Source organism: Flavobacterium sp. TN-1, from assembly GCF_052828645.1.
In genome coordinates this window covers 552,476-568,428 of the sequence record NZ_CM128253.1, presented here as the reverse complement: position 1 = coordinate 568,428, position 15,953 = coordinate 552,476, and the positions used below count along the sequence as shown (strand labels likewise).

The window sequence follows — 15,953 nt, the reverse complement described above, 5'->3', positions numbered from 1 at the left end:
TCGAGAGCGAAGCACATCGAGAACCAATACTAATTTTTATTGCTTTTGTAGGATAGTGTCTAAATCAACATGCAGTTTGTCACTCCTGCGTAAGGAGGAGTCTCATAATCAATATTATGTGATTTCTCCCTTTGCTCGAAATGAAAGATTGCGAACTTTTTGAAAAGTTTTAAGGTTTAAAAAATAGTATTATAAGGAAATTTCAAAGTTTAAATGGTATAGTATAGATTTTCAGCTAAAAAGCAGAAATACTTATTTTTTGAAATATACATTCATAAAAAATATCAAACCTCTATTTTTTGCTCCTAAAAATAGGGGTTTAATTAAATTATGAAATGCTTTAAATGTTTTACTGTATTTGGGACAAAAAATGAATAGTTTTAGATTAAAAGCTGTTTATATGTAATAAAAATCCATTGTTTGACTTAGGTTTTTTTAAAAAAAAAGGTAGAGAAACTCTCTACCCATTTTGCCCCAAATCTACCATAACTTAACCTACTTACGTAATGGTAGATCAAATTTAAGATGAGGGTGTGTGTTATCCAAAAATAATCGTTAAAAGGAATGAATAATCGTTGAAAATAAAATGATTGTAAAAAAAATGTATCTAATTGATAATTAAAAAGATAAAAACGTTTTTAAGAGCTGAAAAAACAAGTGTATAAAAAAAGACAGAACAAAGTTCTGTCTTTTTTTTTGCCCCAAATCTACCATAATTTGACCTACTTATTGTAATGGTAGATCAAATTTAAGATGAGGTTGTATGTTATCCAAAAATAATCGTTAAAAAGAAAGAATAATCGTCGAAAATACAATGATGAACTTTAGTTGTATCTAGTTGATCCTTAAAAGTATAAAAAAATATTTTTTAAGAATTAGGAAGAAGTATTTAAAAAAAAGGCAGAACTTAATTCTGCCTTTTTTTGCCCCAAATCTACCATAACTTAACCTACTTATTGTAATGGTAGATCAAATTTAAGATGAGGTTGTATGTTATCCAAAAATAATCGTTAAAAGGAAAGAATAATCGTTGAAAATGAAGTAATTATGCGTTAAACTCAATAAATGGAGTGAGCTTGCTTTTTTGTGATTCAAATTAATATGAATTGTATACTTAATTTATCAATTCTATAAATATTTGACTTGATCCATTAATTGCGTGAAATAAAAAAGAGAGTATAATTTTTGAATGAATATTAGTTTACGGAATTTAGAGTTTGATCTTTTTAATAATTAAGAAAGTTACTAAAAATAAAAAAGACAGAAGCTTATTCTGTCTTTTTTGCCCCAAATCTACCATAAACTTAACCTACTTATTGTAATGGTGATCCAAATTTATAGAGAGTATAGGTTATATTGAAATAAAATCGGTGAAGTGTTTAAAAACTCGATAAAATACACTTTTTTTAGTAAGCTCTCATGTTTTTGCCTTCGTAGAAGTTCATAAAAGCTCTATTTACAACACGATTTCCTCCATCCGTAGGATAGTTACCCGTAAAATACCAGTCACCTAAATTTTTTGGACAAGCTTCATGTAAATTTTGAACAGATTGGAAAATAATTTTTATTTCTGCATTTATAGTAGGTTCTTTTAACATTTCAGCAATTTTGTCTGAAATTTGTTCATCTGTAAATTGAGCATATAATTCATTTACATAATTTACAACCTCTGAGTCTTGTTTATGCTCTTGTGCCTTACATTTTGTGTAAACTTCGTCTACGAGGTGGTATTTTTTGTTCTCTTTTAATAACTCTAACATAGCTTGAAAAGCTATTAGTGTTTCAAGTTTAGCCATATCAATACCATAACAATCTGGATAACGAATTTGTGGGGCAGAAGATACTATAATAATCTTTTTTGGATTTAATCGATCCATCATTTTGATAATACTTTTCTTTAAAGTAGTGCCTCTTACAATACTATCATCAATAATAACAAGATTGTCTGATTTTTTTACCACTCCATAGGTTACATCATATACATGAGCTACCATGTCATCACGAGAATCATCATTTGTAATAAAAGTTCTGAGTTTTGCATCTTTTATTGCAATTTTTTCAGATCGAATTTTTACATCTAAAATTTCTTTAAGTTTATCAGGTGATAATTGTTCTTTGTATTGTAAAATGGTATCTATTTTACGTTGATTTAAGAAATCATTAGCTGCTTCTATCATTCCAAAGAACGAAGTTTCGGCTGTATTAGGAATATATGAAAAAACGGTATTATTTGTGTCGTGGTTGATAGCTTTTAAAACTTGTGGAAGGATTAATTTGCCTAGATTCTTTCGTTCTTGGTAGATTTCAGCATCGCTTCCTCTAGAAAAATAAATACGTTCAAAAGAACAAGCTTTTTTAAGCGTAGCTTCTCTTATTTTCTCATCAATAACGAGGCCATTTTTCTTTATAATAATGGCATGACCAGGGGTAATTTCTTGTATAGATTCAAAAGGTACATTGAAAACGGTTTGAATTACGGGACGTTCAGAGGCTACTACAACAATTTCTTCATCATGGTAATAAAAAGCTGGGCGTATACCTGCTGGATCGCGTGTAACAAATGCGTCTCCGTGTCCAATTAAGCCTGCCATGGCATATCCGCCATCCCAATTTTTAGAAGCTCTTCGTAAAATACGTCCTACATCTAATCTTTCTGCAATAACAGGTGTTGCTTCTTGTTTGCTAAGACCTTCTTCTTTGCATTTTTGGTATAATTCCGTTACTTCATCATCAAGGAAATGACCAATTTTTTCCATAACGGTTACAGTATCTGTCATTTGCTTAGGATGTTGTCCTAAACGTACTAAATCGCTAAATAATTCTTTTACATTGGTCATGTTGAAGTTGCCAGCAACGATTAAGTTACGGTTCATCCAGTTATTTTGACGTAAGAAAGGGTGTACGTTTTCAATGCTATTTTTTCCAAATGTTCCATAACGAACGTGACCAAGGAAGACTTCCCCAATATAAGGAGTGTTTTCTTTTAATAAATCTATATTGTTTTTGTATTCAGGATGTAATTCTAATTCATGATTGATGCGTGAATTAATTTGTGCAAAAATGTCTTGAATGGGTTGTGCTTGATTAGAACGTATTCTGCTAATATAGCGTACTCCTGGATTTATGTCTAGTTTTATACTGGCTAAACCAGCACCATCTTGACCTCTATTGTGTTGTTTTTCAAGAAGTAGGTACATTTTTTCAACCCCATAATAAGCAGAGCCGTACTTTTCTTTGTAATATTCTAAGGGTTTTTTTAATCTCAAAAGTGCTATGCCGCACTCGTGTTTAATTGCATCGCTCATTGTGTTGTTGTTGTGTGTAGTTATGACCGAAAAGCATCGGTTTTTTATGAAATTTAATTAAAAAAGCCCCGAAAAATCGAGGCGTAAATTTATGATAATTCTATATCAAACTGTGTTAAAGCTTTAAACTGTTTTAATCGGCTTTGGGCTTCTTCTTTTGTTAGGCTAACCATTCGTTCTGTACCAAATTTTTCTACACAAAAAGAAGCTAAATTAGATCCGTGTACAATTGCGGATTTCATGTTTTCAAAAGAAATGTTTTCGCTTTGTGTTATAAAACCAGAAAAACCTCCCGCAAAAGTATCTCCAGCTCCTGTTGGATCATATACTTCTTCTAAAGGTAATGCAGGGGCAAAAAAGACTTCTTTTTCATTGAATAATAAAGCACCGTGTTCTCCTTTTTTGATCACTACATATTTAGGTCCCATCTCATGGATTTTAGCAGCAGCTTTAACTAAAGAATATTCGCCAGATAACTGACGTGCTTCTTCATCGTTAATAGTAATTACATCCACTCGTTTCATAACTGCTTTTAGTTCTTCTAAAGCACAATCCATCCAAAAATTCATTGTGTCTAGAACAACTAATTTTGGTTTTTCTGTTAATTGATCTAATACACTTGATTGTACTAATGGGTGTAAATTACCTAGCATTATTACATCCGAATTCTTGAAGTTTTCAGGAACTACGGGTTTAAAATCAGCTAATACGTTTAATTCAGTTACTAATGTATCGCGAGAATTTAGATCATTATGATATTTTCCACTCCAGAAAAAAGTTTTACCTCCTTTTACAACCTCTAAGCCACTTACATCTATGTTTCTAGATTTTAATAAGTCAATGTATTCTTGAGGGAAATCTTCTCCCACAACAGATACAATGGCTGATTGTAAATTAAAATTAGAAGCAGATAACCCTATGAAGGTAGCAGCTCCTCCTAAAATTTTATCAGTTTTACCAAACGGGGTTTCAATAGCGTCAAAAGCTACTGTTCCTACAATCAATAATTTGTTCATAAACGAATTGAAAATTAGAGCGCAAAGTTACAATTATAAGTTGTAACGTGCAAAGTTTTGATTGTTAGAAAAAGGAAAGGTGTTAATTTAAGCAAAAAGAATAAACAACAAATGCTTCTATAGTTTTGTGAAAAAGATAACAAAAAGAGGAGGCATCCAAAAAAGTAAATCTTGTGGTTTTCTTTAATTGATTTGTTCTTCTTGGTTAAAAATTGAAATACTTTAGAATACAAGATTATGATGTAAGTAAAAGTTATAAACTAATTGTTTTACTTTTTTGGATGCTTTCTCTTTTATTTTATTCTCCATCAGCTTCTTTATAATCAGGATATAAGAAATTATTATAAGGAAATCGTGTAATGTGAATTTGTCTTACAGCTTCGTAAACTTTTTCTCTAAATTCTTCGAAATTATGTTTTTCAGTGGCTGAAATAAATAAAGCATGATTTTCGCCTAGGCGGTTCATCCAAGTGTTTTTCCAATCTTCAAGAGTGTAATGTTTGGTTGTTTTTTCAGTAATCAAATCATCTTCTGCTATGGTTAAATGTTGGTAAGAATCAATTTTATTAAATACCATAATAGTAGGTTTATCTGAACTCTTGATGTCTTGTAAAATTTGATTAACCGACTCTATATGGTCTTCAAATTCAGGATGTGAAATATCTACTACGTGTAGTAAGAGATCAGCTTCTCGGACTTCATCTAGTGTGCTTTTAAAAGATTCGACTAGTTGAGTGGGTAATTTTCGAATAAATCCTACTGTATCTGAAAGGAGGAAGGGTAAATTTTTGATTACTACTTTTCTTACTGTAGTGTCTAAAGTTGCAAATAATTTGTTTTCAACAAATACTTCACTTTTTCCAACGGCGTTCATAAGAGTAGATTTTCCTACGTTAGTATAACCAACTAAGGCAACGCGAACCATAGCCCCTCTATTACTACGCTGAATAGCCATTTGTTTGTCTATGGTTTTAATTTTTTCCTTTAATAAGGCAATGCGATCGCGTACAATACGGCGGTCGGTTTCAATTTCTGTTTCTCCAGGACCACGCATTCCAATGCCTCCTCGTTGACGTTCTAAGTGTGTCCACATACCTGTTAGTCTTGGGAGCAAATATTGGCATTGTGCTAATTCAACCTGCGTGCGAGCATATGAAGTTTCGGCACGTTGAGCAAAAATATCTAAAATAAGATTGGTACGATCTAATACTTTACAATCTAATTCACGTGTAATATTTTTTTGTTGTGCGGGCGAAAGTTCGTCATCAAAAATAACTGTTTTGATGTCGTTTTCTTTAATGTATAGATTGATTTGTTCAAGTTTTCCTGTTCCTACAAAAGTTTTTGGATTGGGTTTATCCATTTTTTGTGTAAAACGTTTCACTACTTCACCACCAGCAGTAAAGGTCAAGAACTCCAATTCATCTAAATATTCATTTAGTTTATCTTCGTTTTGGCTTTGTGTTACGATACCTACAATTACAGTCTTTTCAAAAATATGTTTTTCTTTTTCTAACATTGCATTTAATTGAGGTACAAAATTAAGCAATAAAACGATAGAAATAAAAAAACCCAATTCATGAGAATCGGGTTTTATAATAAATTTATTTTTTATTTAGTTTACTACGATGTCATCTATGTGAATTGTAGTTGTTCTAGCTGGACTAAGACTGTATCCTCCTGAATATTCAAAAATGATATAACCATTGCCTGTTAAATTAACGGGGAAATTAAATACACCACTATTAACGAAAGGTTTCGTTGTGCCAGTTAGAGTACCTGAAGCAATTGTAAAATTAGAAGTTATGTCTGTCAAAGAAGCATCGCTTACTTTTGAAAAAGGAACATAGTTAGTAGAATAGTAAACTTTTAAAACACTTCCTGTATTAAAGCGATCCTGTGTTTTAAATGACATACTATTTGCTGCTGTAAAGTCTACAGGAACAATAAAATAAGATTTATTATTTTGTTCTTGTCCGCTAGATGCAGAGTTAAAAGCAGACATAACGATGTATTTATTACTGCTAAAGCTAGTTACATACCAATATTTAGATCCTAATAAAGGGTCATTAATATATTTAGGAAAATCTTTTGTTCCAGTTGTAACACTTCCAGCGGTATAGGTATCAAAATTTTCTGTAAAAGATCCAGAATATGTTAAAGCAGAACCTCCTAAAGCAGGAGCTAAATCAACTTCTTTTCTGTCTTCAGTTAACTGAATGTCTCTTTCTGTGCGCGGTATAAATTGGTAATCAGAACCAAATTTTGTTAAGATACCTCTAATTTTACCATTTTTGTTAGAAATGATTTTACTAGCAAATTTTGCAAACTCACTAATTCTTACAATAATTTTATTACCATTTAAATCTGTTATTAAATGATTTGTTGCGCTACCTAAATTGTTAAGAGTCGGGTCGAAGTATTTTTTACCAACCGAAGCATCTAAAAATTGAACATCCTTTAATTCAATTAATTTATTGATATAGGAATCATTTAATATTTGATTGATGAATAAAGGTTTTTTAACAATTCTTTCCTCTCCTACGTTTTCGCATGACTTTTTGATGATATTTTTATAGGTAACGAAAGAAATTCTTCCAACCTGATCGTCTGCGGTGTTATTAGGTGTTTCATTATTAAAGATTTCACCTATTATTGTAGAAGCGTTTTTATTGGCGTAAGATAAGCCATTCATTTTTATATAAACTTTTCTTCCTGGCTCAAATTCAGTATGTAAATTGCTTTGATCTACAGGTATACTAAAGCCTACAGTACCAGATCCGTTATCAATTGATTCGAATGAAATAGATTTGTAAAAAGTACCTCCTTCGTCGCTTGACGTAACTACTGCCTCAATGATATCATCTGCTTTATGAGTTGTAAAGCCACTAGTAGGAGCTTGAGTTGTAAAATCAGTAACTTTTTTATTAGCTGTTAGACTTTCACAAAGATTATTCGTACTAGGTGTATCGAACTTTTCATTTACACAGGCTACGCTTGTACATAGTATAAACGAATAAACTAAAAAACTTTTAATATTTATATTTTTCATAACGTCTTAGTTCATAAAAAGTTTAATATTGTCTAACTGATAAGTAGTAGTTAAACCGCTTGTTTTGTTTCCTGCGTACTTAAACGCAATTTGGATGTTTTTGCCTTTATAAGCTGATAAGCTAAGGATTCCGCTTGAAATGAATTTATCTACTTCTGTAGAGGTAGGTAACTTAACGTTTAAAGGAGTCCATGAGGCAGTACTTATACCTGCTTTTGTACCGTCGTAATTTTCAGAAATCAAAACCGTTAAATTACTACCTGTCCAAAATCTAACTTTAGTATCGAAAGAGAAAAAAGTTTCTTTTTCAGAATCTAATTTGGTGCTTGGAATGATCAACCATGCTTCATCTGTTGTGTTAGGAGCAGAATAGAAAGATGAAAATTCAGTATACTTATTAGAGTCAGCTAAACGGCTGTTCCATAATCTAGATCCTGTTGTGCTTAGATTATAATTAGACCAACCTTTAATATTGATGGGTATTTCTGTAGATCCTGAACCTGATGTTGTTGCTTCAAAGTTTTCAAATAAATAAGCAATTTTAATTTCAGGGATATCAAAATCCTTTTCCTTATCACAAGCCATGAATAATCCAGCAGCGATAACTGAAATAATAATTGAATTAAAAAAATTTTTCATAGTTGTGTTTTTAGAAATTAACATATAAATTCACAAAGAAATTTCTTCCATAACCGTAGAAGTATTTTGAGCCAAAGGTTCTGATGCCACTTTGTGAGTCTTGGTTTAGTAAAGGGAATGTTGCTTTTCTTGATTGTTCAAAGCCACCTGTTTTAAATACTTTGTCAAGAACGTTATTAACTGTAGCAAAGAACCCAAAGGTAACTCCTCCTTTTGCTCTCCAAGATTTACCTCCACTTAAGTTTAGTAAGAAATAGGCAGGTAATCTTTCTTGTTGAAGTGCTTTTCTTACAGAAGTTTCATTAACACCATCGTAAGAAATCCCTGTTTTGTCATCAATAGTAAAATTATTTGTTCTTAAAATATTTGAAATACCAACATAAGTTTGATCAAAATAGTTATAATTAGCACCTATATACCAAAAGTTAGGATTACGATATTCTAAACCAAATGAACCTGCTATTTGCGGCATACCACCAACTCTATATCCTTTTAGATATGTTTTTCCAAAATCTTCAATAGGATACTTGTTAGATTCTGTTGCAGCAGCATCATTATTAACTCTAAGAGTTGGATTATTATCATAAGTATATTCACCGTATGAACCAGCCAACGAAGCTTTAATTGTTGATGTAATTTGGTATTCTACGCCTAACTCACCACCTATATTTTTTCTGTTCATACCTGTAACGATTTCACTAACAAAAGCATCTTCGTTACCATCATTCGTATCTTCATCAGCAACGCCCTCACCAAAAAAGAAAGCCACATTAGTTGCGTTTGATACGGTATTGTAAAATCCTGTAATTCTAGATTTAAATTTAGGTGTACGGATGATATAACTAGCGTCTGCACTTACTATTTTTTCATTAGCAAGATCAATCGTTACATTGTTGTTGTAACGTGCATTTGCAAACGTATTTCTTAAGTTAGGAGCTTTCGTTAAAAAAGCACCATTAAAGTCTAGTAAATGACGACTAGATAATTTAAATGTTATTCCTCCTTTTAGTCCGTAGTTTTCAAAAGTAGGACGTTCGCTTTTTCCGAATGAATTAGAAGCATATTTTCCATTTTTATATAATCCTTCTCTTTCGTATTCAGATTTAGAGAAAGTTTGAGAAAAATAAAAATCAGCTTTTTTAAAGTTAAATTTAAATTGTGTAAAAGCGTCAACTACAGTAGCTCTTAAGTTATAATTATATCCAAAAATATCATTAAGATAAATTTTTTGATTAGGATTATTTAAGTCAAATTGAGCAAAATTTCCTTTTGAAACATAAAAAGGGTCAAAGTTTTCTGTGTATTTTGCACCTAAAAGATCTGTTACTACAGCATATTGATGTGATTTTAATTTTTTGAAATTTACACCAGCATTAATACTTATATTTTCAGAAATTTGAGAATTTAATATAGAATTTGCCGTGATTTGTGTGTCGTCGTTTCTTTGCTCAGTCAATAAGTAATAGGCTTTTCCAGCTACATTGTTGGGGTTTGTATTAGCATAATACATTTCATCCCAGTTAATTTGACCATTGTTTTTAAAATCAGCTAAAGCGTTTGCAGCTCTTGCGTAATCTGGAATCCATGCACCTGTATTTTCATTTGTTAAGTTTAGATAAGTGCTTGGCAACTTTTTGTAGTATGTAGGGTCAGGATTATTACCACCTGGATATTCTAGTCTTGCATTGGCAATAGAACCCGATTGAAATGCTAAATTAGTATTTAATCTCGTTTTGTCGTTAAATTTCCAGTAATGATTTAACATCATAATAGGCTCATTTATGATACGGTCTCTACTATTGCGTTTTTTTCCTTCTTGCCAACCCCAATATGAATTGTATTTATATCCTTTGATATCAGTTACCTCGTTCGTATTAGGAGAAGTTCTACCTCTTCTATTTTGAGCATAAATAGAAGTGAAGTTTAGAACATGTTTTTTACCAAATCTTTTTTCAACACTTGCAAATAATGAATTGGCCGCCATATCCGTTCCTTCAAAATGTCCTTCTTGAGCCCATCTTCTACTAGCAGATACAACAAAAGCCCACCCTTTACTGTCTAGACCAGAAGCATGAGTACCCATTGCTCTCCAGTTATAGTTAGTGTTAGTTCCTGAAAAAGAAACTCGTGTTCCAGGTCTGTATAAAGAAGCTCTAGTGTTTATTTCTTGAGTACCTAATATACTACCAAATGTATAGTCTGAAGCGGTACTTCCCATAGTGAATTCTTGATTTCTAGTGGCATCGTTAAGACCACCCCAGTTGCTCCATTGCGGGCGACCGTCAAATAATTTATTCATAGAAACACCATTTATCATAGTATTCCCGTATTCGTTATCTAATCCTCTAATTCTAAAACGAGCCCCTCCCCAGTTAAATGCAGCAGCTTGTTGATAAGTATCTCTTGTAGCCTGTAAAAGACCTGAAGTGCTTTCTGAACCGCTGTTGTCATCACTCAAATCATTTTCTGTTAAAGTAACTAAGCTTAATTGTTGTTCTTGATTTTGAGAATCATCTTCAAGAATAATTAGTCCTAAATCTAAAACTTGATTAGCTATAATTTCTAAAGATAGAAGCTGCTCTTTGTAGCCATCTCCTTTAATTTTTAAAAGTTGCTTGCCTACTGGAACACCTTTAATAGAAAATTTACCATCTGAGTTGGTTAACTGTGATAAATTAGTGTTTTCAATAGTAGTTACTACATTCTGTAGAGGCTTATTAGTTTTATAGTCAATAACCTTCCCTGAAAATCCTGTTGGTTGTTGTGCAAAAACTAAAACAGCCTGTAGTACCAATAAGGTACTAAAAACTAGTTTTTTCATAAATAAAATTAAAAATTAATTTACTTTTCCTATATTTAAATCGTTAAAAATAGGGTAACAAATGTATGACATTTGATATAATTATTTACTTTTGATGCGAAAATATTCTGTGTCTTAATGATTTTTTAATATAAAAGTATGAAATTTACTAAAATTACTTGTCTGTTTTTTATTATGTTAGCGATTGATGGTGTTGCGCAGACAAAAAGAGTAGCTGTTAACACAATAGCATTTTACAACTTAGAGAACTTCTTTGATACTGTAAATGATCCTAATACGAATGACGAAGACTTTGTTTACTCTCCTGAAAATTACGCAAAAAAAATAGATAACTTAGCTCGTGTTATTTCACAATTAGGAACAAGTGATAAGCAAACAAATGCACCTGTAGTATTAGGAGTCGCAGAAATTGAAAACCGTCGTGTCTTAGAAGATCTTATTAAACATCCCTTACTGATTAATTTAAATTACGGAATTGTGCATTTTGATTCCCCAGATCGTCGCGGTATAGATTGTGGATTTTTATATCAAAAAAAACATTTTAATCCAAGTAGTTATCAAAATTATCCTTTGATCATTTCAGAAGATCAACAAGATAGTAAAGCAAAAGATAAGGATAAAAATGAAGGAGATACTGATGAAAATATTGTAGATGTTAAAACGAAAAGAATTTATACAAGAGACCAAATTTTGATGACAGGTACTCTTGATGGCGAAGAAATGAGTTTTATAGTGAATCACTGGCCTTCACGCCGAGGAGGAGAAAAAGCAAGCAGTCCATTGCGTGAAGCTGCTGCGGCATTAAACAGAAAAATAATAGACTCCTTACAAACCGTTAATCCTAATGCGAAAATCTTTACAATGGGCGATTTAAATGACGGACCATTCAATAAGAGTGTTAAAGAAATTTTAGGAGCCAAAGGAGAAATAGAAGAAGTAAAACCACAAGGATTGTATAATCCAGCAGAAAAAATGTTGAAAAAAGGAATTGGAACCTTAGCACATCGTGACGCGTGGGATTTCTTTGATCAAATTATTTTTACAGAAGCCTTATTACCTCATAATAATGATTATTCAACATGGAAATATTGGAAAGCAGGTGTTTATAATAAATCATTTATGATCCAACAAACAGGACAATATAAAGGATATGCCCTTAGAAATACAAGTGAAGGGCCTGGTTTTTCAGATCACTTTCCTTCCTATATTTACTTAGTTAAAGAATTTTAAAAAATAAATCCCGAATAAACGGGATTTTTTTATTCATAATTTTATATAAAAAATGTCAGTGCAACAACCATTCAATTTAAATAAGTGGATAGAAGATAATCGTCATCTTTTAAAACCACCCGTAGCTAATAAAAATCTGTATGTTGATTCAGGTGATTATATTGTAATGATAGTGGGCGGGCCTAATGCTCGTAAAGATTATCATTATAACGAAACAGAAGAGTTGTTTTACCAAATAGAAGGAGAAATAACAATTTACATTCAAGAAAATGGTGAAAAAAAAGAAATCAGGCTAACCGAAGGAGATATGTATTTACATCCAGCTAAAATTCCCCATTCACCTAATCGAACAGAAGGTTCTATAGGTCTAGTAATAGAACGTAAAAGACCCCAAGGAACAGATGGTTTATTATGGTTTTGTGATAACTGTAACCAAAAACTACACGAGGTATATTTTAGCTTAAATGACATTGAAAAAGATTTTCTTACTCACTTTAAAGAATTTTATTCTTCCGTAGAAAAAAGAACCTGTACAAATTGTAGTCATGTTATGAAAACAGATCCTCGATTTGTTGAAGAATAATAATTACGGACTCAATTTTTTAGATAATAAATCATAAATTTGCATTCGATTTTAACAAAACTTGATAAAAAAGTTACAATGTCAACAATAACACAATCAGCAGTAGCTCAACAATTTGGAATTGTTGAAGCGTTAGAACAATTAGGCGTAAAAGAAATCAATTTAGGGACATCAACTGGATCTAATTGGTTTGCTAATGGTGAAATCATTGAATCATATTCACCTGTAGATGGTCAATTAATTGGAAAAGTACAAGCTTCTACAAAAGAAGATTATGAAAGAGTAATGGAAGCGGCTACTACCGCGTTTAAAACTTTTAAAATGATGCCCGCTCCTAAACGTGGAGAAATTGTACGTCAATTTGGAGAAAAATTAAGAAAATATAAAGAACCTCTAGGAAAACTTGTTTCTTATGAAATGGGTAAATCCTACCAAGAAGGTTTAGGAGAAGTGCAAGAAATGATTGATATCTGTGACTTTGCAGTGGGTCTTTCTCGTCAATTACATGGTTTAACAATGCACTCTGAGCGTTTTGGACATAGAATGTATGAGCAATATCATCCACTAGGAGTAGTAGGAATTATCTCTGCTTTTAACTTTCCAGTAGCGGTTTGGTCTTGGAATACAGCTTTAGCTTGGATTTGTGGAGACGTATGTGTATGGAAACCATCCGAAAAAACACCTTTATGTTCAATAGCTTGTCAAAATATTATTGCTGAAGTTTTAAAAGAAAATAATTTACCAGAAGGTATTTCTTGTATCATTAATGGTGATTATAAAGTGGGTGAATTAATGACACATGACAAAAGAGTCCCTTTAGTATCTGCTACAGGTTCAACTCGTATGGGGAAAATAGTTGCGCAAGCTTGTGCCGCACGTTTAGGAAATTCATTATTAGAATTAGGAGGAAATAATGCCATTATCGTTACTCCAGATGCGGATATTAAAATGACCGTAATAGGAGCTGTTTTTGGAGCTGTAGGTACTGCAGGCCAAAGATGTACTTCTACTCGTAGATTAATTATTCATGAGAATATTTATGATAAGGTAAAAGATGCTATCGTAGCAGCTTATGGTCAGTTAAGAATAGGGAACCCATTAGATCAAAACAACCATGTAGGACCACTTATTGATACAGATGCCGTTGAAGCATATAATAAAGCCTTAGAAAAAGTGGTAGCAGAAGGAGGAAATGTTATCGTTCCTGGTGGTGTATTAACAGGTGAAGGATATGAAAGCGGTTGCTATGTAAAACCAGCAATTGCCGAAGCTCAAAATCATTTTGAGATTGTTCAACACGAAACGTTTGCACCTGTATTATATTTATTAAAATACACAGGAGACGTAATGAATGCTATTGAAATTCAAAACGGTGTAGCACAAGGTTTGTCATCAGCTATTATGACAAATAATTTACGTGAAGCAGAAGCGTTCTTGTCACACGCGGGTTCTGATTGTGGTATTGCTAATGTAAATATTGGTACATCAGGAGCAGAAATTGGTGGCGCATTTGGTGGTGAAAAAGAAACAGGTGGGGGGCGTGAGTCTGGATCTGATGCTTGGAAAGTATACATGAGAAGACAAACAAATACAATTAATTATACAACTGATTTGCCTTTAGCACAAGGTATTAAATTTGATTTGTAAGATTTTATAAACTATGTTTAAAAAATTGTTGGAAAATGATTGTTTCAAAATTTTAAATATATTTAAACTTAGTTTTGATGATAATGAGCTCGGTATTTTATCGAGCTCATTTTTTTTAAATTAGATTTGAGTTTCTCGTTGTTCAATAACGTGTTGTATTATTGTATTTTAAGAGGTCTTATTCTGAAATAAGTTTATTTTTATAAAACTAAAATATAGAACGATATTCAGAAAGTGAATTTGGTATTTAGAAGAATTTAAAAGATTTATTTGTAATGCTTACTTATCTAGTTCCATAAATAAAATAAAAGAATAGCAGAAAAGAAACCTTTATAAAAAATGGTGCACAAGTGTTTAATTAATTATTTTTGTTCAGACAAAATGTCTTTTTGATTTTAAATTAAAATGATAAAATTGTCGGAAACTAATAATTAACTTATTTAGATACAACAGTAAAAGATAATATTATATTATTCTAAAAATAAAATTTAAATATATGAAATTTAATACAAAAACCATACATGGTGGTCAACAACATGATCCCAGTACAGGGGCTGTTATGCCTCCTGTTTATAATACCTCTACTTTTGCACAACATGATCCAGGTGTTCCAAATAATGGATATGAATATAGTAGAGCAGCAAATCCTACTCGTACAGCCCTAGAAAATGCCTTGGCAAGTATAGAAAACGGAACACGTGGATTAGCTTTTTCTTCTGGTTTAGCGGCTACTGACTGTGTTTTAAGAGGGTTAAAAGCAGGAGAAGAAGTAATTGCTATGGATGATTTATACGGTGGAACCTATCGTATGTTTACCCGTATTTATAAAGAATCAGGTATTAAGTTTCATTTTGTAGATATGAATGATCTACCAAAATTTGAATCATTAATTAATGAAAATACTCGTTTAGTTTGGGTAGAAACGCCTACTAATCCATTAATGAAATTGGCTGATATTAAGGCTATTGCAGATATAATTAAAAAGTATTCTAATATTCTTTTTGCTGTTGATAATACATTTGCAACACCTTATTTACAAAAGCCACTGGATTTAGGAGCGGATATCGTAATGCATTCAGCTACTAAATATCTAGGAGGACATTCAGACGTAATTGCTGGGGCTTTGATCGTAAAAGATGAAGCGTTAGGAAATCAATTGCATTTTCAACAATTTGCTACAGGAGCTACTTTAGGTCCTAATGATTCATTTTTAGTTTTAAGAGGAATTAAAACATTGCATTTACGTGTTCAACGTCACTGTGAAAATGGAGTTAAAATTGCTGAATTTTTAGTAGATCATCCCAAAGTTGAAAAAGTATATTATCCAGGTTTAGAAAACCATCCTTTTCATGAAGTAGCAAAAAAACAAATGATAGGAGGCTTTGGAGGGATGGTAACTTTTACATTCAAATCAGGAGCTAAGCAAGATGCTGTCGATTTTTTAAAGAAATTAAAGGTCTTTACTTTGGCAGAATCTTTAGGAGGTGTAGAATCATTAGCCAATCATCCAGCTCTTATGACACATGCTTCAATACCAGAAGATAAAAGAAAAGAAATAGGTATATCAGACGATTTAGTACGTTTGAGTGTGGGGGTTGAAGATATTCAAGATTTGATAGAAGATTTGCAACAAGCATTAGCATAAAAAAGCCCTTTCTAG

At 31.9% G+C, this 15,953-nt stretch carries 10 protein-coding genes; 4 read left to right on the top strand and 6 right to left on the bottom strand.

Annotated features, from left to right (window positions below; genetic code table 11):
* Positions 1 to 1,406: 1,406 nt before the first annotated feature.
* The 6 genes from ACUXZJ_RS02310 to ACUXZJ_RS02285 form a co-directional block, all read right to left on the bottom strand.
* The gene (locus ACUXZJ_RS02310; RefSeq protein ID WP_063743379.1) at positions 1,407 to 3,305 is read right to left on the bottom strand and encodes a hypothetical protein; all 1,899 of its coding nucleotides are present in this window, start codon (positions 3,303 to 3,305) and stop codon (positions 1,407 to 1,409) included.
* Positions 3,306 to 3,394: 89 nt separating this feature from the next.
* Entirely contained in the window at positions 3,395 to 4,321 is a 927-nt protein-coding gene (locus ACUXZJ_RS02305; protein WP_060381461.1) for a PfkB family carbohydrate kinase, read from the bottom strand.
* Positions 4,322 to 4,619: 298 nt separating this feature from the next.
* Positions 4,620 to 5,840: a GTPase HflX gene (gene hflX / locus ACUXZJ_RS02300; protein WP_060381462.1), complete on the bottom strand. Its 1,221-nt coding sequence runs from the start codon at positions 5,838 to 5,840 to the stop codon at positions 4,620 to 4,622.
* Between the two features lie 96 nt (positions 5,841 to 5,936).
* A complete protein-coding gene (locus ACUXZJ_RS02295; protein WP_060381463.1) occupies positions 5,937 to 7,373 on the bottom strand; it encodes a DUF5689 domain-containing protein in 1,437 nt (478 codons plus the stop codon).
* A gap of 6 nt (positions 7,374 to 7,379) precedes the next feature.
* Entirely contained in the window at positions 7,380 to 8,012 is a 633-nt protein-coding gene (locus tag ACUXZJ_RS02290; protein WP_158512427.1) for a choice-of-anchor J domain-containing protein, read from the bottom strand.
* 10 nt (positions 8,013 to 8,022) lie between these two features.
* Entirely contained in the window at positions 8,023 to 10,833 is a 2,811-nt protein-coding gene (locus ACUXZJ_RS02285) for a carboxypeptidase-like regulatory domain-containing protein (protein WP_060381465.1), read from the bottom strand.
* Positions 10,834 to 10,971: 138 nt separating this feature from the next.
* On the opposite strand from ACUXZJ_RS02285, the gene ACUXZJ_RS02280 reads away from it, so the two are divergent.
* The 4 genes from ACUXZJ_RS02280 (at position 10,972) to ACUXZJ_RS02265 (ending at position 15,938) form a co-directional block, all read left to right on the top strand.
* Complete coding sequence (locus tag ACUXZJ_RS02280) at positions 10,972 to 12,063, top strand: endonuclease/exonuclease/phosphatase family protein (RefSeq protein WP_060381466.1); 1,092 nt, start codon at positions 10,972 to 10,974, stop codon at positions 12,061 to 12,063.
* Positions 12,064 to 12,115: 52 nt separating this feature from the next.
* Positions 12,116 to 12,646: a 3-hydroxyanthranilate 3,4-dioxygenase gene (locus ACUXZJ_RS02275; protein ID WP_060381467.1), complete on the top strand. Its 531-nt coding sequence runs from the start codon at positions 12,116 to 12,118 to the stop codon at positions 12,644 to 12,646.
* 78 nt (positions 12,647 to 12,724) lie between these two features.
* The gene (gene amaB / locus ACUXZJ_RS02270) at positions 12,725 to 14,293 is read left to right on the top strand and encodes an L-piperidine-6-carboxylate dehydrogenase (protein WP_060381468.1); all 1,569 of its coding nucleotides are present in this window, start codon (positions 12,725 to 12,727) and stop codon (positions 14,291 to 14,293) included.
* Positions 14,294 to 14,789: 496 nt separating this feature from the next.
* Positions 14,790 to 15,938: a cystathionine gamma-synthase gene (locus tag ACUXZJ_RS02265; protein ID WP_060381469.1), complete on the top strand. Its 1,149-nt coding sequence runs from the start codon at positions 14,790 to 14,792 to the stop codon at positions 15,936 to 15,938.
* Positions 15,939 to 15,953 lie beyond the last annotated feature (15 nt).

Coding starts and splice junctions, on each gene's coding strand:
- ACUXZJ_RS02310 (WP_063743379.1), bottom strand. CDS start 3,305: ATGAGCGATGCAATTAAACACGAGTGCGGCATAGCACTTTTGAGATTA.
- ACUXZJ_RS02305 (WP_060381461.1), bottom strand. CDS start 4,321: ATGAACAAATTATTGATTGTAGGAACAGTAGCTTTTGACGCTATTGAA.
- hflX (WP_060381462.1), bottom strand. CDS start 5,840: ATGTTAGAAAAAGAAAAACATATTTTTGAAAAGACTGTAATTGTAGGT.
- ACUXZJ_RS02295 (WP_060381463.1), bottom strand. CDS start 7,373: ATGAAAAATATAAATATTAAAAGTTTTTTAGTTTATTCGTTTATACTA.
- ACUXZJ_RS02290 (WP_158512427.1), bottom strand. CDS start 8,012: ATGAAAAATTTTTTTAATTCAATTATTATTTCAGTTATCGCTGCTGGA.
- ACUXZJ_RS02285 (WP_060381465.1), bottom strand. CDS start 10,833: ATGAAAAAACTAGTTTTTAGTACCTTATTGGTACTACAGGCTGTTTTA.
- ACUXZJ_RS02280 (WP_060381466.1), top strand. CDS start 10,972: ATGAAATTTACTAAAATTACTTGTCTGTTTTTTATTATGTTAGCGATT.
- ACUXZJ_RS02275 (WP_060381467.1), top strand. CDS start 12,116: ATGTCAGTGCAACAACCATTCAATTTAAATAAGTGGATAGAAGATAAT.
- amaB (WP_060381468.1), top strand. CDS start 12,725: ATGTCAACAATAACACAATCAGCAGTAGCTCAACAATTTGGAATTGTT.
- ACUXZJ_RS02265 (WP_060381469.1), top strand. CDS start 14,790: ATGAAATTTAATACAAAAACCATACATGGTGGTCAACAACATGATCCC.